This window comes from Aeromonas sp. QDB25, from assembly GCF_027707725.1.
In the GTDB taxonomy this organism is placed as follows: Bacteria; Pseudomonadota; Gammaproteobacteria; order Enterobacterales; family Aeromonadaceae; genus Aeromonas; species Aeromonas caviae.
Window position 1 is genome coordinate 162,051 of sequence record NZ_JAPCIZ010000001.1, and the last position, 22,487, is coordinate 184,537.

21 protein-coding genes and 1 pseudogene are annotated in these 22,487 nt (G+C 60.3%); 20 read left to right on the forward strand and 2 right to left on the reverse strand.

All coding sequences use genetic code 11. The annotated features are described in order from the left end of the window. Nucleotides 1–64: 64 nt before the first annotated feature. Nucleotides 65–2,554: a penicillin-binding protein 1A gene (locus PG883_RS00785; RefSeq protein ID WP_270806851.1), complete on the reverse strand. Its 2,490-nt coding sequence runs from the start codon at nucleotides 2,552–2,554 to the stop codon at nucleotides 65–67. Between the two features lie 298 nt (nucleotides 2,555–2,852). Between PG883_RS00785 and tapM the strand changes: the two genes are divergently transcribed. The 19 genes from tapM (at nucleotide 2,853) to PG883_RS00880 (ending at nucleotide 21,351) form a co-directional block, all read left to right on the forward strand. Next, nucleotides 2,853–3,914: a PilM family type IVa pilus assembly protein TapM gene (tapM, locus tag PG883_RS00790; RefSeq protein ID WP_270806852.1), complete on the forward strand. Its 1,062-nt coding sequence runs from the start codon at nucleotides 2,853–2,855 to the stop codon at nucleotides 3,912–3,914. Beyond that, nucleotides 3,902–4,471 (forward strand): PilN family type IV pilus biogenesis protein TapN, encoded by a 570-nt coding sequence (gene tapN, locus PG883_RS00795; RefSeq protein ID WP_039039579.1) that lies wholly within the window; start codon nucleotides 3,902–3,904, stop codon nucleotides 4,469–4,471. Before tapM ends, tapN begins: the two co-directional genes overlap by 13 nt. Further along, complete coding sequence (gene tapO / locus PG883_RS00800; protein ID WP_183148804.1) at nucleotides 4,468–5,064, forward strand: PilO family type IV pilus biogenesis protein TapO; 597 nt, start codon at nucleotides 4,468–4,470, stop codon at nucleotides 5,062–5,064. The genes tapN and tapO overlap by 4 nt, the downstream gene beginning before the upstream one ends. Before the next feature lie 2 nt (nucleotides 5,065–5,066). After that, nucleotides 5,067–5,594, forward strand: coding sequence for a pilus assembly protein PilP (locus tag PG883_RS00805; RefSeq protein ID WP_029314119.1), 528 nt, complete (start codon nucleotides 5,067–5,069; stop codon nucleotides 5,592–5,594). A 16-nt stretch (nucleotides 5,595–5,610) separates the two neighbouring features. After that, the gene (locus PG883_RS00810) at nucleotides 5,611–7,836 is read left to right on the forward strand and encodes a type IV pilus secretin PilQ (RefSeq protein ID WP_202040746.1); all 2,226 of its coding nucleotides are present in this window, start codon (nucleotides 5,611–5,613) and stop codon (nucleotides 7,834–7,836) included. A 191-nt stretch (nucleotides 7,837–8,027) separates the two neighbouring features. Continuing rightward, nucleotides 8,028–8,546: a shikimate kinase AroK gene (aroK, locus tag PG883_RS00815; protein ID WP_010673824.1), complete on the forward strand. Its 519-nt coding sequence runs from the start codon at nucleotides 8,028–8,030 to the stop codon at nucleotides 8,544–8,546. A 17-nt stretch (nucleotides 8,547–8,563) separates the two neighbouring features. Continuing rightward, complete coding sequence (gene aroB / locus PG883_RS00820; RefSeq protein WP_039039582.1) at nucleotides 8,564–9,646, forward strand: 3-dehydroquinate synthase; 1,083 nt, start codon at nucleotides 8,564–8,566, stop codon at nucleotides 9,644–9,646. Then, nucleotides 9,636–11,189: an SPOR domain-containing protein gene (locus tag PG883_RS00825; protein WP_203762772.1), complete on the forward strand. Its 1,554-nt coding sequence runs from the start codon at nucleotides 9,636–9,638 to the stop codon at nucleotides 11,187–11,189. The genes aroB and PG883_RS00825 overlap by 11 nt, the downstream gene beginning before the upstream one ends. A gap of 70 nt (nucleotides 11,190–11,259) precedes the next feature. Then, nucleotides 11,260–12,132 (forward strand): Dam family site-specific DNA-(adenine-N6)-methyltransferase, encoded by an 873-nt coding sequence (locus PG883_RS00830; protein WP_029314124.1) that lies wholly within the window; start codon nucleotides 11,260–11,262, stop codon nucleotides 12,130–12,132. Between the two features lie 190 nt (nucleotides 12,133–12,322). Then, nucleotides 12,323–12,997: a ribulose-phosphate 3-epimerase gene (gene rpe, locus PG883_RS00835; RefSeq protein WP_041212569.1), complete on the forward strand. Its 675-nt coding sequence runs from the start codon at nucleotides 12,323–12,325 to the stop codon at nucleotides 12,995–12,997. Next, complete coding sequence (locus PG883_RS00840; RefSeq protein ID WP_270806853.1) at nucleotides 12,984–13,649, forward strand: phosphoglycolate phosphatase; 666 nt, start codon at nucleotides 12,984–12,986, stop codon at nucleotides 13,647–13,649. Before rpe ends, PG883_RS00840 begins: the two co-directional genes overlap by 14 nt. A 39-nt stretch (nucleotides 13,650–13,688) precedes the next feature. After that, nucleotides 13,689–14,693 (forward strand): tryptophan--tRNA ligase, encoded by a 1,005-nt coding sequence (gene trpS / locus PG883_RS00845; RefSeq protein WP_010673830.1) that lies wholly within the window; start codon nucleotides 13,689–13,691, stop codon nucleotides 14,691–14,693. A gap of 119 nt (nucleotides 14,694–14,812) precedes the next feature. After that, complete coding sequence (locus PG883_RS00850) at nucleotides 14,813–15,028, forward strand: hypothetical protein (RefSeq protein ID WP_010673831.1); 216 nt, start codon at nucleotides 14,813–14,815, stop codon at nucleotides 15,026–15,028. Between the two features lie 323 nt (nucleotides 15,029–15,351). Beyond that, nucleotides 15,352–15,933, forward strand: a complete 582-nt coding sequence (locus PG883_RS00855) for an aminodeoxychorismate synthase component II (protein ID WP_041215622.1) — start codon at nucleotides 15,352–15,354, stop codon at nucleotides 15,931–15,933. Nucleotides 15,934–16,211: 278 nt separating this feature from the next. After that, nucleotides 16,212–17,429: an aspartate aminotransferase family protein gene (locus PG883_RS00860; protein WP_041212571.1), complete on the forward strand. Its 1,218-nt coding sequence runs from the start codon at nucleotides 16,212–16,214 to the stop codon at nucleotides 17,427–17,429. Between the two features lie 75 nt (nucleotides 17,430–17,504). Next, nucleotides 17,505–18,524, forward strand: a complete 1,020-nt coding sequence (gene astA, locus PG883_RS00865) for an arginine N-succinyltransferase (RefSeq protein WP_039039587.1) — start codon at nucleotides 17,505–17,507, stop codon at nucleotides 18,522–18,524. 67 nt (nucleotides 18,525–18,591) lie between these two features. Beyond that, nucleotides 18,592–20,061: a succinylglutamate-semialdehyde dehydrogenase gene (astD, locus tag PG883_RS00870; protein ID WP_270806854.1), complete on the forward strand. Its 1,470-nt coding sequence runs from the start codon at nucleotides 18,592–18,594 to the stop codon at nucleotides 20,059–20,061. Nucleotides 20,062–20,130: 69 nt separating this feature from the next. Further along, complete coding sequence (locus PG883_RS00875) at nucleotides 20,131–20,928, forward strand: DUF1338 domain-containing protein (protein ID WP_103259708.1); 798 nt, start codon at nucleotides 20,131–20,133, stop codon at nucleotides 20,926–20,928. Nucleotides 20,929–21,108: 180 nt separating this feature from the next. Next, nucleotides 21,109–21,351, forward strand: a complete 243-nt coding sequence (locus tag PG883_RS00880; protein ID WP_210600750.1) for a hypothetical protein — start codon at nucleotides 21,109–21,111, stop codon at nucleotides 21,349–21,351. A 49-nt stretch (nucleotides 21,352–21,400) separates the two neighbouring features. On the opposite strand, the gene PG883_RS00885 is transcribed toward PG883_RS00880, so the two are convergent. Further along, nucleotides 21,401–22,027: an HAD family hydrolase gene (locus tag PG883_RS00885; RefSeq protein WP_270806855.1), complete on the reverse strand. Its 627-nt coding sequence runs from the start codon at nucleotides 22,025–22,027 to the stop codon at nucleotides 21,401–21,403. 164 nt (nucleotides 22,028–22,191) lie between these two features. On the opposite strand from PG883_RS00885, the pseudogene PG883_RS00890 reads away from it, so the two are divergent. After that, nucleotides 22,192–22,377: pseudogene (locus tag PG883_RS00890) on the forward strand (MFS transporter); the annotation flags it as partial. Between the last annotated feature and the right edge of the window lie 110 nt (nucleotides 22,378–22,487).

The window sequence follows — 22,487 nt, forward strand, 5'->3', positions numbered from 1 at the left end:
CCCGCTCGTCATCCCGAAACAAAAACCGGCGCCTGGGCGCCGGTTTTTGTTGTTTCCAGGGGACCTAAAAGATGTCGTCGGTGGAGACGGGACCGTCTGTGGTCGCATCGTCACCGCCATACACCTGATTGCCATCGGAGATCTGGCTCGCGTAGCGGGTGGGCTCTGTGCCCTCCTTGAAGAACTCCTCCGTGGTACTGCCATCGGCGCGATTGGTCAGCAGACCGGTTTCACGATCGATGCGGACCTGCATGATCCCTTCGGGGACCGGCATCTTGCGTTCGGGCACCTGGTGCAGAGCCGTCTTCATGAAGTCAATCCAGATGGGCTGGGCGGCGCCGCCGCCAAACTCGGCCCGGCCCAGACCGCGCTGGTGGTTGTCAAAACCGATCCAGGAGGTGGCCACCAGATTCGGGGTATAGCCGGAGAACCAGGCATCCCGGGATTCGTTGGTGGTCCCCGTCTTGCCCGAGATGTCGTGACGCTTGAGGTCACGGGCTGCCCGCCAGCCGGTACCACGCCAGCCATTGCCACCCCAGATGGCGGTGGTCAGGGTGTCGGTGATGAGGAAGGCGCTCTGGGCACTGATGGTCTGCGGTGCCATGTTGTTGGGCACGACAGGATCGATGGGGCACTGGGCCTTCCAGTCTGCCGTGGTATTGGCATAGGCATCCGCGCTGTCGAGACCGGCGGCGGCCAGCACGCCGCAGTCGCGGCAGGCAGCGGCCGGGTTGGCCTCGAACAGGGGAGTGCCGAAGCTGTCGGTCACTTCGGTGATGAAGTAGGGGGTGACCTGGAAGCCGCCATTGGCCAGCACCGAGTAGCCGCGCACCACTTCCAGCGGGGTAAACTCCGCCGCACCCAGCGCCAGGGATTCATTGGCGGAAATGTGATCACGGGCGAAGCCGAAGCGGGTCAGGCCGTCGATATAGGTATCCAGCCCGATGGCGCGCATCAGGCGGACCGACATCACGTTCTTGGACTTGGCAAGGCCGAGGCGCAAGGTAGTCGGCCCTTCATAGATGGCGGGCGAGTTCTTGGGCTGCCACATGGGGCCCTTGGCAGGATCCCACTGGTTGATCGGTGCATCGTTGATGAGGGACGCCAGGGTATAGCCCTGCTCCAGCGCGGTGGCATAGAGGAAAGGCTTGATGTTGGAGCCGACCTGACGACGGGCCTGATCGACCCGGTTGAACTTGGAGAGCTCGAAGCTGAAGCCGCCGACCAGGGCCTCGATGGCGCCGTCTTGAGGGTTCATGGCCACCAGGGCGGCGTTGACGTCGGGGATCTGGGAGAGCAGCAACTCTTCCCCTTTCTCCCTGACCCAGATCTGGGCGCCGACTTTGAGTACATCCCGCGCCGATTTCGGGGCAAAACCCTGGCGATCGTCGGTGATGAAGGCGCGCGCCCACTTGATGCCATTCCAGCCCAGTTCGGCCTGTTTGCCATTCTTGAGCACCAGGGTGGCGCTCTTGTCGCCGAGCTGGGCGACCACGGCGGCCATCAGGGGCTGATAGGTCGGCTGCTTGGCCAGATGGGCCATGATCTGCTCGTAGTCCCAGGCCGTTTCACCGGCTTTCCACAGCAAGGCGGTCGGGCCACGGTAGCCGTGGCGGGTGTCGTAGTCGAAGACACCGTCCAGCAGCGCCTGATGGGCGGCGCGCTGACGCTTGGCGGTGACGGTGGTGTAGACATGCAGCCCCATGGTGTAGGCATCTTCACCAAACTGCTCCACCATCTTCTGGCGCACCATCTCGCTCAGATAAGGGGCGTTCAGCGTAGTTTCGGCACCGTGAAAACGGGCCTTGACCGGCATCTTGGAGGCTTCGTCATACTGGGCCTGGGTGATTTTGCCGGTTTCCAGCATGCGACCCAGTACCACGTTGCGGCGGGCGAAGGCGCGCTCCGGAGAACGGATCGGGTTCAGCATGGAGGGGGCCTTGGGGAGACCCGCGATGATGGCGATCTCGTCCAGGGTCAGATCCTTGACCTCCTTGCCGAAGTAGACCTGGGCGGCCGCGCCGACCCCGAATGCCCGGTAGCCGAGGGGAATCTTGTTGAGATAGAGGGTGAGGATCTCGTCCTTGGAGAGGTTCTGCTCGATGCGCCAGGCGAGGAACACTTCCTTGATTTTGCGTACCAGGGTCTTCTCGTTGCTCAGGAAGAAGTTGCGGGCCACCTGCTGGGTAATGGTACTGGCGCCCTGACGCGCCTGGCCGGAGACGGCCCAGACGGTGGCGGCACGGATGATGCCGATGGGGTCAATGCCCGGGTGCTCATAGAAGCGGGCATCTTCGGTGGCGAGTACGGCATCGATCATGGACTGGGGAATTTCGTCCAGCCGCAGGGGGATGCGACGAATTTCGCCAAACTGGGAGATCAATTCCCCATCCCGGCTGTAGACCTTCATGGGGGTAGCCAGTTTGACATCGCGCAAGGCGCTGACGTCCGGCAACTGGGGCTTGATGTAGAAGTAGATGCCGATGAGGCTGGCAACGCCCAGCACAGCACCCAGCATCATGACAATAAACAGGCGAACGAGCCATTTCAGCATGGAAGAACTACCAATCGTCTTAAAATTAGCCAACGGGCGCAGAGTATAGCCTTTTTACCCTCGCGGATTCGAGGTTTTCCTGTCCGCAAACAGGCGACCCCGAGAAGAGGCGGGAGGGTAGCACTCCAGGGCACAATTACCAAGGGGGCCGCAATCAAGGCCGAAAGGAGAGGGGCGTCAACTTTTGACACAAACTTTATGACATTGATAGATAGAGCATTATATTGAGTTAAGCCGTCACATCATGACGCGCTGTCCTACAATAAGTCCGAAAACCCAATAACGCATGGATGTGTATATGTTTGGGCTATTAAGTAAGGGATCCCTCGTCTCCATGGCGGGCATTGATTTTGGCAGTCAAACCATCAAGGCCGTCACCATCAGCGGACGTCCCGGCAAGGTGCACCTCGGTTCGGTTGCCGAGATCCCCATGCCAAGAGGAACGCTGGTCGACTATCAACTTCAGGACATTGAACGGGTCAGTCAGTCCCTCAAGTCGCTCAAGCGGCTCGTGCAAGGGGATTGCCAGAACGTGGCCACGGCCGTGACCGGTTCCAATGTCATCACCAAGATCATTCAGGTCGATACCAACATCAACGAGAGCGAGCTGGAGAACCAGGTTCACCTGGAGGCAGAGCAGCTCATCCCCTTTCCCCTCGATGAAGTGAGCCTGGATTTTGAAATCCTCGGGATGGCGGGCGACAACGGGCGTCAGGAGGTCCTGCTCAGTGCCGCGCGGACCGAGAGCGTCAGTGGCCGGGTCAGTGCCCTGACGGAGGCTGGCATGACGACCATGGTGGTGGATGTGGGGGCCCATGCGCTCGGACGCGCCGTGCTGGCCTGCCTGCCCGACCTGCAAACCTCGGAGAAACCGGTTGGCATCGTTGACATCGGTGCCAGCGCCCTGACTTTCGCCGCCCTGCTACGGGGCCAGGTCATCTATTCCCGGTTGCAGAATTTTGGTGGTGATCAATACAGCCAGGCATTGGCCTCTTTTTACAGCATGAGTATGGAAGAAGCGGAACTGGCCAAGATCCAGGGCTCCCTGCCCGCGGATCATGAGGTGGATGTCCTGTTGCCTCACCTCAGCACCCTGGTGTTGCAGATACGGCGCAACGTGCAGCTGTTTTGCAGCTCTTCGGGGAACAAGGAGCTCTCCAGGCTGGTGCTGACCGGAGGGGGGAGCCTGCTGCCGGGGCTGGCCGGACAAATCGGCAGCGAGCTCAACTGCGAGGTGCTGCATCCCGATCCCTTTGCACTCTTTGGCAAGCCGCAGGGAGAGGGGGCGCTGACTCATGGGGCCAAGTACATGACGGCGCTCGGGCTGGCACTGAGGAGCTTCACACCATGTCAAATATAAACCTTCTGCCCTGGCGGCAGGCTCGGGCGCAGCGTCAGAAGAAACAATTCGGCATCCTGTTCGGTCTGTTCCTGGCGGGGACGGCTGCCATCGCCTTTGCTGCAGACTGGCTGGTGCAGCAGCAGATCGGTTACCAGCAGCAGCGCAATCAGCGGTTGCAGCAGGAGATGGCAACCCTGGACACCCAGCTTGGGGAGATCAGGCTTCTCAAGGAACGGCGTAAGGAGTTGATTGACCGCATGCAACTCATCGAGCAGTTGCAGATGCGCCGCAACATCCCTGTGCGTCTGTTCAATCAGCTGCCGGTGCTGGTCCCCAATGGGGTATATCTTGATAGCCTTGCCTTGCAAAACAACAAGATAGATGTGAAGGGAAAGACCGAAGCCTATGGCAGGGTTGCCAGCATGATGCGCCGAATCGACGGTTCCGGCTGGCTGACACAATCCCAGCTCAGCACCATTTTCACGGCCGAGGTGGCCCCCATCGCCCTGAGCCAGTTCTCCATGATGTTCCAGATTGCCACGGCGCTACCCAACGTGGCTAAGGGGCAAAAATGAACCTGCAACAACTCAACGACCTGGATCTCAATGACATTGCCCGCTGGCCGCCGATCGCCAAGGGCATCTTTGTCTTCTTCTGCAGTGCTCTGCTTGGCGGGGCACTCTATTACTACGTGATTGCCAATTCCCTGGCGGCCCTGGGTCGTGAAGCCGCAAAAGAGACTGAGCTCAAGGGACAATTCGAGAGCAAGGCAATGCTGGCCGCGAACCTGGAAGCATACAGAAAGCAGATGGTCCAGCTGGAACATCTGGTCGACACCCAGCTCAAACAGCTGCCCAACACCCACGAAGTCGCCGGTTTGCTGGATGACATCAGCTTCATTGCCACCGACAACGGTTTGACATTGAACAGGATCAATTGGGAGCCAGAGGTGAAACACGAGTTCTCCACCGAGCTGCCCATGCGCATCGAGGTCGTGGGCACCTATCACGAACTTGGCAAGTTCACGGCGGACATGGCTGCTTTGCCGCGCATCGTGATTCTGGATTCTTTCCAGCTCAGCCAGGGGAAGGGGGGTGAGCTGATCGGTATGTCCATGCAGGCCAAGACCTACAAGTACAACGGCAAAACCGTGGAGAAAAAGCCATGAGCATGAGAGCGGGCGTACTTCTCTTGTCGGCGCTGCTGTTGACGGCCTGTGGGGGACAGGAGGACATGGATGAATATGTCAAACAGACCAAGGCCAGAAAGCCGGTACCGATCGAATCTTTGCCGGAGATAAAGCCCTTCTCTCCCATGGTCTATCAACGCAGCGATCAGCGCAGTCCGTTTATTGCACCCCAGCCGGAAACCAGTTCCAGGCTGGATGCCAAGGCCAAGCCGGACTGTGCCCAGATAGTGGCCAATCGGGAAAAGGAGGTGCTGGAACGCTACTCGCTTGCCAGCCTGAGCATGAAAGGCTCCATCGGCAAGCAGGGGCAGTTGTGGGCATTGATCAAAACCCCGGACGGGCAAGCCGTGCGCGTCGGGCTCAACCAGCACATGGGGCTGGATCAGGGCAGGGTCATCAAGATAACGAACACGCATGTTGACTTGATGGAGACGGTACCGGATGGCAAAGGATGCTGGGTCACCCGAGAAACCCAGCTGGCCATGGCCAATCTCGACGCAAAACTATGATCAGGGATGAGCAGAGATGAGAACAACAATAAGAAGGATGACCGGTGTGGCGCTGCTGTGGCTGGGCGGATGCACTCAGGTGTGGGCAGTACCCGCGTTGCAGGAGGTCAAGGTGAATCCCCTGCTGGCCGATCAACTCCTGCTGGAGCTCAGCTTCAGCGAACCGGTCAGCGGTTTTACGGACAGGTTGACCTATGAACCCAATCAGCTTCTGCTGCACGTACCCGGGGCCATCGGTGCCCTGACGGTCAATCCCCTGCCCATCAAGCAGCAAGGGGTGAACAACCTCCTGGTGGAGGGGAAGGGGCAGGGGCTCGACATCAAGATCGCCCTCGATCAGCTCACCCCCTATCAGGTCCATCAGCAGGGCAATAAATTGCTGGTGGCGCTGGGAGACAAGGCAGGGCAGCCGGTCGCTTCCTCGGCGGCGCCTGTTGCAGCCAGCCAGTCTGCGCTCGTCAGAAGCCAGCCGGTGACCCAATCTGCGCTGATTGACACCCAGCGAGTTGCCCAGAACCAGTCCCAGTATCAGGCTCAGCCGGCCATGGCTGCCACACCTACCGTGGCTCCTTCGCCCGTTGCCCCCGGCAAGCCGGTGTTGTCCGTGTCTCAGGCAAACATGGGGGGCGCCTACTTCAACTCGGTCAAGGGCGTGGATTTTCGCCGTGGCAAGGAGGGGCAGGGGGAGTTCCTCGTGACGCTGGACAACAGTTCGGCGGCGGTGGATGTCAGCAGCCGTGGTCAGAAAGTGCTGGCCAAGTTCCACGGTACCCGGGTGCCTGATGATCAGCTCAACCTCATCAATGTGCAGGACTTTGCTACCCCGGTCTCCCAGGTGGAGGTGTTCCGCCAGGGCAATGACACCCTGTTCGAGCTCTCGGTGAACGGCCAGTTTGACTACCGTTACGATCAGGCCGACAAGATGTTCATCATCGAGGTGAAAAAACGGGTGGCCACCACGGCAGCGAAGCAGTACCAAGGCAAGCCCATCTCATTGAACTTCCAGGATATTCCTGTTCGTACCGTGTTGCAGATCATCGCCGATTTCAACAATCTGAACCTGGTGACCACGGACTCGGTCTCCGGCAACATCACGCTGCGTCTCGATGGCGTGCCCTGGGAGCAGGCGCTGGACATCATCCTCAAGGTCAGAGGGCTGGACAAACGGCTGGACAACAACATCCTGCTGGTGGCGCCGGCGGACGAGATTGCCGCTCGCGAGAAACAACAGATGGAGAGCCGTAACCAGGTGGCGGATCTCGCTCCCCTCTACACCGAGTATCTGCAGATCAACTATGCCAAGGCATCGGAAGTGGCGGCCCTGCTCTCCTCCGAGAGCACCAAGCTGCTCTCCCCCAGAGGGGCGGTCAGCGTGGATGAACGTACCAACGTGCTGGTGGTCAAGGACACGGCGGATGTCATCAGCAACGTCAAGCGGATGCTGGATATCCTCGATATCCCGGTCAAGCAAGTGGTGATCGAGGCGCGCATGGTGACCATTGATGATGGTTTCGATGAGGCACTGGGGGTTCGTTGGGGGGTGACCAAGACAGACGGTCATGGCAACGGCACCTCGGGCACCATAGAGGGTAATGATGGCGCCGGAAACAATGATGGCAGTTCCACCATCACTCGCCCCAACGTAGAAGACAGACTCAACGTCAACCTGCCGGTGACCAACGCGGCCGGCACCCTGGCATTCCAGGTTGCCCGTCTTGCCAATGGCACCCTTTTGGATCTTGAGCTCTCGGCTCTGGAAAAGGAGAGCAAGGCCGAGATCATCGCCAGTCCGCGTGTCACCACGGCCAACCAGAAGCCGGCCCTGATCGAGCAGGGGACCGAGATCCCCTATGTGGAGTCCTCTTCGAGCGGGGCGACCTCGGTCACCTTCAAGAAGGCGGTGTTGAGCCTCAAGGTCACACCGCAGATTACCCCGGACAACAGGGTGATCCTGGACTTGACCGTGACTCAGGATACCAAGGGTGAAACCGTGCCGACCGGAACCGGGGATGCGGTGTCCATCAACGCCCAGTCCATCACCACCCAGGTGTTGGTCAACAACGGTGAAACTCTGGTGCTTGGCGGCATCTATCAACAGACCATCAAGAGCGATGTCAGCAAGGTGCCGCTGCTGGGTGATATCCCCGGGTTGGGCTATCTGTTCAAGAAAACCACCAGTGAAAACAAGAAGCGTGAACTGCTGATCTTCGTGACCCCGAGGATAGTGACCGACGCCCTCTGAAAACTTTACTTGTGAGAGTAAAACACATATAACCTTACGCCCCGATGAGGCTGGGGCGTAAGGGCTGCGGTTGCCAGTCCTGGTTTCTACTGAGATAATCCCCCTCCTGATCCATCGCAAGATAAGGTTCATAGGTACCCCGGTCGAGTGTTTACCGGGGCCATACAGTTTGTAATTACTAACGAAAAGACATGGCTGAGAAACGCAATATTTTCCTGATAGGTCCCATGGGTGCGGGCAAGAGCACCATAGGTAGACATCTGGCAGAACAACTGCACATGGAGTTTTTCGACTCAGATCATGAGATTGAGCGCCGCAGTGGTGCCGATATCGGCTGGGTGTTCGATGTTGAAGGCGAAGAAGGCTTCCGGATCCGCGAAGAGAAGGTGATCGGTGAACTCGCCGAACAGCAGGGTATCGTGCTGGCAACGGGTGGCGGTGCCATCAAGAGCCGTGAAACCCGCAACAAACTCTCCGCACGCGGCATCGTGGTCTACCTCGAAACCACCATTGAAAAGCAATTGGCGCGAACCCAGAGAGACAAGCGTCGTCCCTTGCTGCAAACCGAAGAGCCGCCCCGTGAAGTGCTTGAGCGTCTTGCGCAAGAGCGCAACGCCCTGTACGAAGAGGTTGCCGATTTTGTCATCCAGACGGATGACCAGAGTGCCAAAGTTGTCGCTAATCAAATCGTCAAGTTGATTGGTATGTAATTCATTAGAGGACGTCCATGGAAAGGTTGAAGGTCGAACTGGGTGAACGCAGCTACCCGATAGAGATAGCTGCCGGTCTGCTGCAACGCCCCGAGGTACTGGCGCAGACGATCAAGGGCAAGCGGGTCATGATAGTGACCAATACCGTGGTCGCGCCCCTGTATCTTGAACAGATCATTCAGTTGCTGTCCGGTTTTCAGGTGGAACACCTGATCCTGCCCGATGGCGAGGCCTACAAAACCCTGGCGACCTTCGAGCGGATCATGTCTGCTCTGCTGGAAACCAGTCATGGTCGTGATACCACTCTGATCGCTCTGGGGGGCGGTGTGATAGGTGATGTTGTCGGCTTTGCTGCGGCAAGCTACCAACGAGGCATTCCGTTTATTCAGGTGCCTACCACGCTGCTCTCCCAGGTTGACTCTTCCGTCGGCGGCAAGACCGCCGTCAACCATCCCCTCGGCAAGAACATGGTGGGTGCCTTCTATCAGCCCAAGCATGTGATCATCGATACCGACTGCCTCAAGACCCTGCCTGCCCGGGAATTTGCCGCCGGCATGGCCGAGGTGATCAAATACGGCATCATCTGGGATGCCGCCTTCTTCTCCTGGCTTGAAACCAACATGACCCGCCTGCAGCGCCTCGACGGTGATGCACTCTCCTATGCCATTCGCCGCTGCTGCGAGATCAAGGCCGATGTGGTCGGTCAGGACGAGACCGAGCACGGCGTGCGCGCCTTGCTGAACCTGGGACATACCTTCGGCCATGCCATCGAGGCGGAGAAGGGTTACGGCAACTGGCTGCACGGTGAAGCCGTGGCGGCGGGAACCATGCTGGCGGCCGAGACGGCCCTGGCCCGTGGCGACATGACGGCGCAAGAGGTGGCACGAGTCCGCGATCTGCTGTTGGCCGCCGATTTGCCGGTCAAGGCACCGTCCGATATGGATTTTGCCGCCTTCATTCGCCATATGCGCCGTGACAAGAAGGTGCTGGAAGGCAAACTGAGGCTGGTGCTGCCGATCGGGATCGGACAGGCCCAGGTCGTGGCCGATGTGACAGACGAGCAATTGATGGCGGTGATCGAGTCTGGTCGTGACCACTAATAAATTGCTCAAACTGCCTTCTCAGCGGCAGTTGGTTGACCGGCTGCTGCACCTGATCGAGTTCAACCACCCCTTTGTTTTTCTCTCCGGCAAGCCAGGCAGTGGCCGTGGCACACTGTGCGAGTCGCTGCTTGCCCAACTGCCCGATGCGGTGCGGGTGGCCAGCCTCATCGGCAGCCCGTCCATGAAGATGGCGGATGTGCGCCAGTTGCTGTTGCAGCAGGTGGTGGCACGTCCCCTGTTCAACGCGCAGGATGCCCTGGCGGACAGCTTCTTTCGCATGGTGGGTGACAAGCCTGCCAGACTGCTGCTCATCATCGAACGTGCCGATACCTTGCCTGCCGAGCTGGTGGGGGAGTTGTGGGCGCTCTGTCGTCACAACGATACCCTGGCATCTCCTCATAAACTGGCCATCCTGCTCTCGGGTGATGACGCTTGGTGTCGTAACCAGAAGGCGCTCCTCAAGGGACGGGCCATGCCAGCCCTCGAGCTGGAAGTCGCGCCACTGAGCGCTCCTGAGCAACGTATCTTCTTGTATGAGAAGGCCAAAGAGCTCAAGATCCCGACAGCCCTCTTGCCCAAGCCGAAAGTGGAAGAGATCCTGAATGGGGCGGGCGGACATCCGTCAGCCATCATGCAGTTACTGGAGGATACCATGACCGACAGAAGGCCCAAGAAACGTCAGGCCGAGTTGCCCGTCAAGAAGATAGCGATCGTGCTTGCCCTGGTGGCGGGCGGGTTGCTGGCCCTGAGCTATCTGCCCCTGTTCGACAATGCAGGCCAGGACCCCGCCGAGGCTCCGTCCCAGGGGACGGTGTTGCCCGATCCCGTCTCAAGCGATCCTGTGAACGTCGGTGCGGCGAGCGGGGCCTTGAGTACTCAAACGAGCAGTGGCGCCACTGCCATCCCGTCAGGGAATCAGGTTGCCCGCGATTGGCAGTCCGATGCCAAGCCCTTGCCCAAGAAGGTCGAGAGCGAGACGGTCACCACGGAGTCAACCAACTATGAGGGGCGCCGGGTCGTCATCTCCGACGAAGTGGTCGAGAAATTGATGAACCAGCCGAACGTCAGCGGCGCCTTGCCCACGGCCGTGGTGGATGAGCTGGTAGGGGGCGGTTCCCGTGCGGTCCCGACCGGAACGACGGCCCAGGTCAAGAATCCGGCTCCGAACAGTGCCCCGCGAACAGAGGCTCAACCGGCCAGTGGCGCGCAGACAGCGCCGGTAGCGGCCCCGGCGGCCAAGGTGGCGTTGACGCCGGTGGCGACTCTCAACAAGAAGCCGAAGAATCACTACAGCATCCAGTTGATGGGGGCGAGCAACACCAAGGCGGTAGACAGCTTTGTGGCCGAGCATGGCTTGGCGGGCAAGGTGTGGGTTTACAAGACCCGCTTCCGTGGCAGTCCCTGGTATGTGGTGGTGCAGGGGGACTACGCCAGCAGTGCCCAGGCCAAGGCGGCCATTCGCAAGCTGTCGCCTGCCTTGCTCAAGGGACAACCCTGGCCCAAGTCATTCGCCCAGATACAAAAAGAATTGAAGCAATAGCCAGCCACCCGAAGAAGGGGGTAGAATCACCCCCCTTTTCTGGGCATAGCCTTGTCAACACCGGACTTCCATGAAAAAAACACGCGCGTTTTTAAAATGGGCCGGGGGAAAATACTCCCTGGTCGAAGAGATCGCCGAGCGTTTGCCGGCCGGGCGTGTGTTGCTGGAGCCCTTCGTCGGGGCGGGATCCGTGTTTCTCAACACGGATTACGACGCCTATGTGCTCAACGACATCAATCCGGATCTCATTGGCCTCTACAACCACCTCAAGCAGCAGCCGGACAGCTTCATCAGCGAGGCCCGCAAGCTGTTCGTGGCCGAGCACAACCACAAGACCGCCTATTATCGGCTCCGTACCCAGTTCAACCAGACCGCGGCCGGTTTTGAACGGGCTCAGTTGTTCCTGTTTTTGAATCGCCATGGTTTCAACGGCTTGTGCCGTTACAACAAGAAGGGGGGGTTCAACGTTCCCTTCGGTTCCTACAAGAAACCCTACTTCCCGGAGAAAGAGCTGTGGGCCTTTGCCGAGAAGGCGCAGAAGGCGACGTTCATCTGTGAAAGCTATGCCGACGCCATGGCCCGTGCAGAGGAAGACTGGGTGATCTACTGCGATCCGCCCTATGCCCCCCTCTCCACCACGGCGAGTTTCACCACCTATTCGGCGGGCGGTTTCACCCTGGACGATCAGGCGCTGCTGGCCAGGTTGGCTCGCCACACCGCCGCCCATAAAGGGGTGCCCGTGCTCATCAGCAACCATGACATCGAGTTGACCCGCGAGCTCTATCGTGGCGCCCGGCTCGACGAGATCCTGGTCAAGCGCACCATCAGCCGCAACGGCGGTGGTCGCAACAAGGTGGCCGAGCTGCTGGCGCTCTATCCGCCCGGCATCGAGCCCGAACAGGGCTATTATCCCGGTGAGGCGGAGCTGGTTGCCGTCGGCTGAGTGAACAACGGTCCCTGAGGGGGCCGTTGTCATTTCTGATGCTGCCGCTGGTATTCCGTGAGCCGCGCCTGGCATCGTTTGCCAGCCATGGTGCCGGAGCGGCGTGTTCTGTAGATGCGGGTCGTTTTCATCGCCCTTTTGCGATAAAATTGCGCCGTTTTTTCTGCCACGCTGCCAATGGATGACGCTGATGAAAGACTTTCTGATTGCCCCCTCTATCCTCTCCGCCGACTTTGCCCGTCTGGGTGAGGATGTGGCCAAGGTGCTGGCCGCCGGGGCCGACGTGGTCCATTTCGATGTGATGGACAACCATTATGTCCCCAACCTGACCATAGGCCCCATGGTCTGTCAGGCGCTGCGCGATTACGGCATCGAAGCGCTCATCGACGTGCACCTGATGGTCAAGCCGGTGGATCGCATCGTGCCTGATTTTGCCAAGGCCGGTGCCAGCCTGATCACCTTCCACCCGGAAGCCTCCGATCACGTGGATCGCACCCTGGGCCTCATCAAGGAGCAGGGTTGCCAGGCCGGTCTGGTGCTGAACCCCGCGACCCCGCTCAGCTGCCTGGAGTACGTGATGGACAAGCTGGACGTGATCCTGCTGATGTCGGTCAACCCGGGCTTTGGCGGTCAGAGCTTCATCCCCGGCACCCTCGACAAGCTGCGCCAGGTGCGCCGCCTGATCGACGAGAGCGGCCGCGACATTCGCCTGGAAATCGATGGCGGCGTCAAGGTCGACAACATTCGCGAGATTGCCGAGGCGGGTGCCGACATGTTCGTGGCGGGCTCTGCCATCTTCGGCAAGCCGGATTACAAGGCGGTGATCGACCAGATGCGCGCGGAGCTTGCCCATGTCCGTCGCTGATCGCCCCTTTGACCTGGTGCTGTTCGATCTGGATGGCACGCTGATTGACAGCGCCCCGCAACTGGCGCTGGCGGTCAACCGTACCCTGGCGGAGCTGGGGTTGGTCGAGGCCGACGAGGCCGTGGTGCGTACCTGGGTCGGCAACGGCGCCGACAAGCTGATCCAGCGGGCTCTCGATTACCGCGACGCCCCGGAGCAGTTTGCCAAGGCCCGCCCCCTGTTCGACCGTCACTATCAGGCCTGTCTGCTGGAAGGCCTGGCCATGTATGACGGAGTGGCCCGGAGCCTGCGCCGTCTGCAGGGGCTGGGTTACCAGCAGGCCGTGGTGACCAACAAACCGAGTCACTTCGTGCAGCCCATTCTGGAGGCCCTCGGCATCAACGACTGTTTCGCACTCTGGCTCGGGGGCAACTGCGTACCCGTGAAGAAGCCGAGCCCGGAGCCGCTGCTGCACGCCTGCCACGAGCTGGGTGTCAGCCCGTCCCGCACCCTGATGGTGGGGGATTCCGAAAATGACGTGCTGGCTGCCCAGGCCGCCGGTATGAAGGTGGTGGGGCTCACCTATGGCTACAACTATGGCCGCCCTATCGCAGACTCCCGCCCCGACTGGGTTTGCGAGCAGTTTGCCGAACTCGACGCCCTGCTGGTCTGATCCAGACCGGGCTGGCGGATAACAAGGATTACTACTCTGATGACTAAACCAATCGTATTGAGCGGTGCCCAACCCTCGGGCCAGCTGACCATCGGCAACTACATGGGAGCCCTGCGTCAGTGGGTCAGCATGCAGGATGACTTCGACTGCCTCTATTGCATCGTCGATTTGCACGCCATCACCACCCGCCAGGATCCGGCCGCCTTGCGCAAGGCGTGCCTCGACGCAGCCGCCCTCTATCTGGCGGTGGGCATCGACCCGGCCAAGAGCACCGTCTTCATCCAGTCCCACGTGCCCCAGCACGCCGAGCTCGGCTGGATCCTGAACTGCTACACCCAGATGGGCGAGCTGTCGCGCATGACCCAGTTCAAGGACAAGTCCGCTCGTTTCGAGAACAACGTCAACGTCGGCCTGTTCGGTTATCCGGTGCTGATGGCGGCCGACATTCTGCTTTATCAGGCCAATCAGGTGCCAGTTGGAAATGACCAGAAGCAGCATCTGGAGCTGACCCGCGACATCTGCACCCGCTTCAACAACCTCTATGGCGAAGTCTTCACCCTGCCGGAACCCTTCATTCCGACCGAAGGGGCCCGGGTGATGAGCCTGCAGGACCCGACCAAGAAGATGTCCAAGTCCGACGACAACGAGGCCAACTTCATCGGCTTGCTGGAAGATCCCAAGCAGATCGTCAAGAAGATCAAGCGGGCGATGACCGACTCCGACGAGCCGGCCGTGGTGCGTTTTGATCCCGAAAACAAGCCGGGGGTCTCCAATCTGCTGACCCTGATGTCCGGTGTGACCGGCCGCTCCATCCCGGAGCTGGAGCAACACTTCGAAGGCAAGATGTACGGCCACCTCAAGAGTGAAACGGCCGATGCCGTGGTCGCCTTGCTGGAACCCATCCAGGCGCGCTTCCGCGAGCTGCGTCAGGATGAGGCCCATCTGCAGGCCATTTTGGCGGCTGGCGCACAAAAGGCGCGTGAAAGGGCTGAAAAAACCCTGATCAGCGTATATGATGTCGTCGGCTTCGTTCCTCGAGCCTGACATACTGGGAAGGTGTAGTAGAAGAGAGCTGGGTGGATGCCTGGCTTTCTTTGTTTTACACCTTCCGGTTTGTCGCAACCTCCCCAATGTCAAACACGGGCTTTGCCCCAAGAGAAAGCATGTCTGTCGAATCACAAACCCTGAGTGAAGAGTTGGGTGACAAGGGTCACTGGCTGCGCAAGTTTCGCAAGGCCAAGAGCCTCAATACCTTGCAGTTGATGGTCTCCAACGCCATCGACAAGCACCACAAGACCCCGGCCATCGCGGCTGCCATCTATCTGGCCGAGTGCCAGCGGGAACGGGAACTGGAACAGGGCCGTTATCTGGACCGCTGAGGTCCGTTGCCAGCCCTTGCCAAGGTGACTCCTTCCCATCTGCCTGTCACGTCCTGTACCCTTTTCCCGGTCGCCTCCCGTCTCTTTTACCTTGCCATCCTGACATGGAGCGGCTGATGCTGCCCGGTCGGGGACAGGCCCACCGCCGGGTGGGGTCGACAGGCCCGGATCGCCATTGAAGAGCGAACAGACTGCACAGCAGGTGAGGTGATCGCCGGTTTATTAACGCAAAGAGACATGCCAGAATGCGCGGCGTTTGTCTGCCCGCGCTCGTAACGGGCTGTCCGATCACCGTCTCTGTCTTATTCCCAGGGTTTTTTTGCATGCTGCTACTCATCGACAACTACGACTCCTTTACCTGGAACCTGGTGCAATACTTCGGCGCTCTGGGGCAAGAGGTGGTGGTCAGGCGCAACGATGAGCTGAGCCTGGAGGAGATAGCCCGGCTTGCCCCCCGCCATCTGGTGATCTCTCCCGGCCCCTGCACGCCAAACGAGGCGGGCATCTCTTTGGCCGCCATCTCCCGTTTTGCCGGCGAGATCCCCATCCTCGGCGTCTGTCTCGGCCATCAGTCCCTGGCACAGGCCTTTGGTGCCCGGGTGGTGCGTGCCCGTCAGGTGATGCACGGCAAGACATCTCTCATCCGTCACAAAGGGGAGGGGGTGTTCAAGGGGCTCAACAACCCGCTACGGGTGACCCGCTATCATTCACTGGTGGTGGAGGCGGCGTCGCTGCCCGACTGTTTTGAGGTCACCGCCTGGAGCGAACATGCCGACGGCAGCCAGGACGAGATCATGGGGCTGCGGCATAAAACGCTGGCGCTGGAGGGAGTGCAGTTCCATCCGGAGAGTATTCTGAGCGAACAGGGGCACCAGTTGCTGGCCAACTTTTTGGCCGTTTCCTGAAAAAATTGCGATGTCTGTCTCAAAACCGTCATGAGGCAAAAAAAAATTTCCCTGAGACTTTATTCACCCTCCTCCCTGTCCAAATTATCTCTTGCCAACACCCCCTGAGCCGTTATGCAATGCGGTTGCCTAAAATCTCAAAGGCAATCGAACATTGTTCCTTATAGGCGGTTAAGTTACAGACTTTTTACTTTTTTTCTGTGATAATTCCGCCACGTTTACACGGATTTAACTTTTGGGCGGTGGATTATTCTGCCGCGAGATAGCAGGAGAGCAATATGTCAGAGTTGTTGGCAGTGACACGTGAAGTGTTTGATGAAGTGATGGTTCCCAACTATGCGCCGGCCAAAATCATCCCGGTGCGCGGCGAGGGGTCACGTGTCTGGGATCAGGAAGGCCGCGAGTATGTGGATTTCGCGGGCGGGATCGCGGTCAATGGCCTGGGCCATTGCCATCCCAAACTGGTCGAGGCCCTGAAATCCCAGGGTGAGAAGCTGTGGCACCTCTCCAACGTGATGACCAACGAGCCGGCCCTGCGCCTGGCCAAGAAACTGGTCGCCGCCACCTTCGCCGAGAAGGTCTATTTCTGCAACTCCGGCGCCGAAGCGAACGAAGCGGCCCTCAAGCTGGCCCGCCGCTACGCCATCGAGAAGTTCGGGGCCCACAAGACCCAGATCATCGCCTTCCACCAGGGCTTCCACGGCCGTACCTTCTTTACCGTCAGCGTCGGCGGCCAGGCTGCCTACTCCGATGGCTTCGGTCCCAAGCCTGCCGACATCACCCACGTCGCCTACAACAACCTGGAGGAGCTGGCTGCCGTCATCTCCGACAACACCTGCGCCGTGGTGATGGAGCCGCTGCAGGGCGAGGGTGGCATCATCAGCCCCACCGACGAGTTTGCCAAGGGGGTGCGCGAGCTGTGCGACAAGCACAACGCCCTGCTGGTTTATGACGAGGTGCAATCCGGTGTCGGTCGTACCGGCGAGCTGTTTGCCTACATGGGTCTGGGCATCACCCCGGACATCCTCACCAGCGCCAAGGCGCTGGGCGGCGGCTTCCCCATCGGGGCCATGCTGACCACCACCGAGATCGCCTCCCACCTGAAAGTGGGCACTCACGGCTCAACCTACGGCGGCAACCCGCTGGCGTGTGCCGTGGCCGAGGCGGTGATCGACGTGGTCAACACCCCGGAAGTGCTGAGCGGCATCAAGCAGCGCGAGCAGCTGTTCCGCGAAGGGCTGGAAGCCATCAACGCCAAGTACCACTGCTTCAGCGAAGTGCGCGGCAAGGGCCTGCTGCTGGGCGCCGTGCTCAACGATGACTTCAAGGGCCGCTCCCGAGACTTCCTGCTCGCCTCCATCGATCAGGGCCTGATGGCGCTGGTTGCCGGTACCAACGTGGTGCGTTTTGCCCCCTCCCTGGTGATCCCGGAAGCAGACATCAAGGAAGGGCTGGCACGGTTCGAGAAAGCGGTCGCTCAGGTGGTCAACGCCTGATCCAAATTGAGGTGGGGAGCCCTCCCGGCAGGAGCCGGGACCCCACCTGTCGTCAATGAAAGGGAGTTGTCATTTATGTTGGTTATCCGTCCTATCGAGCAGCGCGACTTCGCCGGCCTCAAGACCTGTGCCATCGAATCCGGCACCGGCATGACATCCTTGCCGGTCAACGACGAGCTGCTGCAACGCAAGATCGATGCCTCGACCCAGACCTTCCTGGACAAGCCCGCCGGCAAGGGCGAGTGCCTCTATTTCTTCGTGGCCGAGGATCTGGAGACCGGGGAGATGGTCGGTACCTGCGCCATCGACGCGGCGGTCGGCCTGTCTCAGGCGTTCTACAACTATCACATCGGCAAGGTGGTGCACTCCTCTCCCAAGCTCGGCATCTACAATGTCGTGGAAACCCTCACCCTCTCCAACGACTACACCGGCAATTCCGAGCTCTGCACCCTGTTTCTGCGTGAATGCGCCCGCGAGGGGCTCAACGGCCGTCTGCTCTCCAAGCACCGTTTCCTGTTCATGGCCGAACACCCCGAGCTGTTTGACAGTACCGTCTTTGCCGAGATGCGTGGTGTCTCCGATGGCAACGGCCACAGCCCCTTCTACGAGTGGCTGCAAAAACATTTCTTCTCGATGGATTTTCCCACCGTCGACTATCTGACCGGCATCGGCAAGAAGCGCTTCATCGCCGAGCTGATGCCCAAGTACCCCATCTACGTCAACCTGCTGAGCAACGAGGCGCGCGCCGTCATCGGCAAGACCCACGAAAAGACCCGGCCTGCCCTCAAGATGCTGCAGGATGAGGGGTTCGTGAATCGCGGTTATGTCGACATCTTCGACGCCGGCCCCACCGTCGAATGCGAGGTGAAGAACATTCGCAGCGTGCGCCGCAGCCAGAAGCTGGCGGTGCTGGTGGGTGAGCCCATCGGCGGTCATACCTACCTCATCTGCAACACCAGGTTCGAGCAATACCGCGCCTGCTACGGCAACATCCGGGTCGATCTGGACAAGCACGAAGCCATCATTCCGCCCAAGATGGCGGCCGCCCTCAAGGTGGAAAATGGCGACATGGTGCGCGTCGTCGATCTGGATTGACCCGCCCCGCAGCACAGCATTGAGACAGGCTGCCGAGGCGGCCTGCGTACCCACAGGGAGTGAATTGATGATGTCTTTAGTCCAGTTTATCGATGGCCAGTGGCTGGCCGGTGAAGGCAAGCCGTTCGAATCCATCGACCCGGCCAAAAACGAGGTGATCTGGCGGGGTGAGGCGGCAAGCCAGTCCCAGGTGGATGCGGCCGTCAAGGCGGCCCGCACGGCCTTCTACCATTGGTCCGATCTGGCCCTTGAAGAGCGCCTTGCCATCGTGCGCCGCTATGCCGACCTGCTCGGCGAGCACAAGGAGGCGCTGGCCCTGACCATCGCCCGTGAAACCGGCAAGCCCCTGTGGGAGACCCGCACCGAAGTGGCGGCCATGCAGGGCAAGATTGCCATCTCCATCCGGGCCCATGACGAGCGTACCGGCACGGTGGAAAACCCCATGCCGGGCGTCAAGGCGTTCGTGCGCCACAAGCCCCATGGCGTCGTGGCCGTGTTCGGCCCCTACAACTTCCCGGGCCACCTGCCCAACGGCCACATTGTGCCAGCGCTCATCGCCGGCAATGCGGTCGTGTTCAAGCCTTCCGAGCTGACTCCCATGGTGGCTGAAGCCATGGTCAAGGTGTGGCAGGAGGCGGGGCTGCCCAAGGGGGTGCTCAACCTGGTGCAGGGGGAGGTCGACACCGGCAAGGCGCTGGCCGGCAATACGGACATCGACGGCCTCTTCTTCACCGGCTCCTCCCGTACCGGCCACTTCCTGCATCAGCAGTTTGCCGGCCAGCCGGGCAAGATCCTGGCACTGGAGATGGGGGGCAACAACCCGCTGATCGTGAAAGATGTGAGCGACATCGACGGCGCAGTCCATGCCATCGTGCAGTCCGCCTTCATTACCTCCGGCCAGCGCTGCACCTGCTCGCGCCGTCTGTTTGTCGAGCGCGGCGAGCGGGGCGATGCCCTGGTCAAGCGCCTGGTGGAGGTGGTCGGCCAGATCAAGGTCGGCCTCTATGACGCCGCCGAGCAGCCGTTCATGGGCGCCATGATCAGCGAGAAGGCCGCACTCGGCATGGTCGAGGCGCAAGCCAACCTGCAGCGCCTCGGTGGTGAAAGCCTGCTTGCCCTCAAGCACCTGGAAGCGGGCACCGGCTTTGTCTCCCCGGGCATCATAGACGTGACCGCGGTCAGTGCGCTGCCGGATGAAGAGTACTTCGGCCCGCTGCTGCAGCTCATTCGCTACGACGACTTCGATGTGGCCATCGAGAAGGCGAACGCCACCAGTTTCGGTCTCTCGGCCGGCCTGCTCGGTGACAATGAAGCGGACTGGAACCACTTCTTCAAGCGGATCCGTGCCGGTATCGTCAACTGGAACAAGCCCATCACCGGCGCCTCCAGTGCCGCCCCCTTTGGCGGCATCGGTGCCTCCGGCAACCACAGAGCGAGCGCCTACTACGCCGCCGACTACTGTGCTTACCCGGTCGCCTCCGTCGAAGACAGCAAGGCTGCTATGCCGGATCAACTGTCTCCCGGTCTGACCTTCTGATAACAAGAAAATAAAAGAGGGGCACTGAACAGGTGCCCCTGTCTGTACCCGCAATCAAAGGAAAGAGAGATGCAAAAGGATATCGACACCCTGTTTGGCCATCTGTGGGACAACTACATTCAGGTCACCCCCAGTGCTCACAAGGTTCATCAACTGCTGGGCGGCGGTGCCCCCATCATCAACGATCACGTGGCGTTTCGGACCTACAACCTGCCCAAGCTCGGTCTCGAGAAACTGGCGGCCCACTTCCGCGCCCTGGGGTATGAAGAGAAGGGCGAGTATGTATTCAAGGCCAAGAAGCTCTATGCCAAACACTTCGAGCATAAAGATCCTGATGCGCCCAAGGTGTTCATCAGCGAGCTGAAGGTGGAAGAGCTCTCCGAAGTTGCCCAGGCCATCATCCACAAGCTGGTGGATCAGGTACCCGATCACCTCACCGACACCCCGGCCTTCCTCTACGCCGGCGCACCCTGGCAGGTCTCCCACACCGACTACCAGACCCTGCTGGCAGAGAGCGAGTATGCCGCCTGGATGGCCGCCTGGGGTTATCGTGCCAACCACTTCACCGTCAACATCAACCGCCTGAAGGACTTCGACACCATCCAGCAGGTGAATGCGGCGCTCAAGGCGGCAGGCTTCGTGCTCAACACCGTTGGCGGCGAGGTGAAGGGCGATCCCGAGGTGATGCTGGAGCAATCCTCCACCATGGCAGACAAGGCCGAGGTGCCCTTCAGCGACGGCGTGCGCACTATCCCGAGCTGCTTCTACGAGTTTGCCCTGCGCTACCCGCAGGCCGACGGCGTGCTCTACCCTGGCTTCGTCGAAGCGTCGGCCGACAAGATCTTCGAATCCACCAACGCCATGTAATGGCCGCCATGAAAACAACGCCCCGCCTGGGGCGTTTTTTATGGATTTACGCCGACCTGACACCCTCTTTACCTCCCCTTGACCCATCAGTTCGCGGCGATTCGCTAGCATGATGCCGCCCGCTGCCGTGGGCCATCGCCGCACCGTGCCGGTGTATGCCACCCGTTTTGGAGTCATACCATGAAGATTGTTCTGCCTTTGCTGTTTTCCCTCACTACTCTGACCGCCGCAGCGGGCGATCAGGGCAGCCGTACTCCGCCCAAGCCTCCGCACGAGCTGTCGGCCGAGATGAAAGCGGCGTTTGAGAGCTGCAGGGAGCATGGCAAACCGGGGGAGTCGGAATTTGACAACTGCATGTCAGATCTGGGATTTGAGCGGCCGGACGGCCCGGTACCGGCAGGTGGGAAGGAGGGGGGAGAATGAGGCCGAGTAAGCTGGTGCGGGCCCGTCGGTTAGGATGGGCCCGCACCGCTCACACCAGTTGCAGCGTCCCTTCGGTGACCAGCAAGGTGGTCATGCCGGCGGCCTTGCCCGCCTGAATGCCTATCCGGGTGTCTTCAAACACCAGGCAGTTGGCCGGGTTGGCGCCGAGCTGTTCGGCCACTTTCAGGAAGGTGTCCGGGTGGGGCTTGTGATTGACCACATCATCGGCACTCACCAGCACGGAGATGAAGGCATCGAGCCCGGTCTGACGCAGGATGTACGCCGCATGTTCCCGGGTTGAGCCGGTGCCTATGCCCATGGGCACCTTGCCGTGGTACTGCCTGACCAGCTCCCACATGGCGGGATACACCCGGACGTCGTCGATCCGTGCCAGGTAGAGGGCCACCTTGCGCCGGGCAAAGGCTTCCACGTCGATGGTCAGCCCGTGCTGTTCTGCCAGCATGGTCACTATCTTGCGGGTGGTGATGCCGCCGTACTCGTTGAGCTGTGCCCGATCAAACGGCAGGCCGAACTCGGCACTGGTGATTTCCCAGGCATCCAGGTGCAGAGGCATGGAGTCCACCAGGGTGCCATCCATGTCGAAGATCAGGGCGTCGTACTCGTCGAATCGGGGCTGTTCACTCTGGTGATGATCGCAGGGGGATGACTGGGGCATGGGGGGCGTCCTCTTCGGCAAAGACTCACCCTAGCAGATCCAGCGCGCAGATGTCGCGACCTTCATCATGGTTGGCAGTGGTTTTGACCATCGACTAATGATATATGAGACAATAATGTGCCTTGCACCCCCTGTGCCGATATCTCATATGAGCGAGCCTGCCTATGTCCCCCAAAACCGTCTTCTCGAGCGTGGCCCTGGTGATCGCCCTGGGCTCACTGGAAAAGAGCATCGTCACCACGCCCTTGCCCATCATAGGGGTTGAGCTGAACGCCGGTGCCGCCCTCACCTGGGTCGTGACCGCCTATCTACTGGCGGCCACTGCGGCCCTGCCCATCTATGGCAAGTTGGGGAGCCCGCAGAATTCGGAAAAAATCGTACGCTAAGGTTTTCCGGGCATCCGTAAGGGCCGAAACTTCCCGTCTTCCAGTCTGCGGCTCTGCCGCCAGACGTAATCGCC

Excerpts from the sequence above, each read along its gene's own strand:
- PG883_RS00785 (WP_270806851.1), bottom strand. The coding sequence starts at position 2,554 with ATGCTGAAATGGCTCGTTCGCCTGTTTATTGTCATGATGCTGGGTGCT.
- tapM (WP_270806852.1), top strand. The coding sequence starts at position 2,853 with ATGTTTGGGCTATTAAGTAAGGGATCCCTCGTCTCCATGGCGGGCATT.
- tapN (WP_039039579.1), top strand. The coding sequence starts at position 3,902 with ATGTCAAATATAAACCTTCTGCCCTGGCGGCAGGCTCGGGCGCAGCGT.
- tapO (WP_183148804.1), top strand. The coding sequence starts at position 4,468 with ATGAACCTGCAACAACTCAACGACCTGGATCTCAATGACATTGCCCGC.
- PG883_RS00805 (WP_029314119.1), top strand. The coding sequence starts at position 5,067 with ATGAGAGCGGGCGTACTTCTCTTGTCGGCGCTGCTGTTGACGGCCTGT.
- PG883_RS00810 (WP_202040746.1), top strand. The coding sequence starts at position 5,611 with ATGAGAACAACAATAAGAAGGATGACCGGTGTGGCGCTGCTGTGGCTG.
- aroK (WP_010673824.1), top strand. The coding sequence starts at position 8,028 with ATGGCTGAGAAACGCAATATTTTCCTGATAGGTCCCATGGGTGCGGGC.
- aroB (WP_039039582.1), top strand. The coding sequence starts at position 8,564 with ATGGAAAGGTTGAAGGTCGAACTGGGTGAACGCAGCTACCCGATAGAG.
- PG883_RS00830 (WP_029314124.1), top strand. The coding sequence starts at position 11,260 with ATGAAAAAAACACGCGCGTTTTTAAAATGGGCCGGGGGAAAATACTCC.
- rpe (WP_041212569.1), top strand. The coding sequence starts at position 12,323 with ATGAAAGACTTTCTGATTGCCCCCTCTATCCTCTCCGCCGACTTTGCC.
- PG883_RS00840 (WP_270806853.1), top strand. The coding sequence starts at position 12,984 with ATGTCCGTCGCTGATCGCCCCTTTGACCTGGTGCTGTTCGATCTGGAT.
- trpS (WP_010673830.1), top strand. The coding sequence starts at position 13,689 with ATGACTAAACCAATCGTATTGAGCGGTGCCCAACCCTCGGGCCAGCTG.
- PG883_RS00850 (WP_010673831.1), top strand. The coding sequence starts at position 14,813 with ATGTCTGTCGAATCACAAACCCTGAGTGAAGAGTTGGGTGACAAGGGT.
- PG883_RS00855 (WP_041215622.1), top strand. The coding sequence starts at position 15,352 with ATGCTGCTACTCATCGACAACTACGACTCCTTTACCTGGAACCTGGTG.
- PG883_RS00860 (WP_041212571.1), top strand. The coding sequence starts at position 16,212 with ATGTCAGAGTTGTTGGCAGTGACACGTGAAGTGTTTGATGAAGTGATG.
- astA (WP_039039587.1), top strand. The coding sequence starts at position 17,505 with ATGTTGGTTATCCGTCCTATCGAGCAGCGCGACTTCGCCGGCCTCAAG.
- astD (WP_270806854.1), top strand. The coding sequence starts at position 18,592 with ATGATGTCTTTAGTCCAGTTTATCGATGGCCAGTGGCTGGCCGGTGAA.
- PG883_RS00875 (WP_103259708.1), top strand. The coding sequence starts at position 20,131 with ATGCAAAAGGATATCGACACCCTGTTTGGCCATCTGTGGGACAACTAC.
- PG883_RS00880 (WP_210600750.1), top strand. The coding sequence starts at position 21,109 with ATGAAGATTGTTCTGCCTTTGCTGTTTTCCCTCACTACTCTGACCGCC.
- PG883_RS00885 (WP_270806855.1), bottom strand. The coding sequence starts at position 22,027 with ATGCCCCAGTCATCCCCCTGCGATCATCACCAGAGTGAACAGCCCCGA.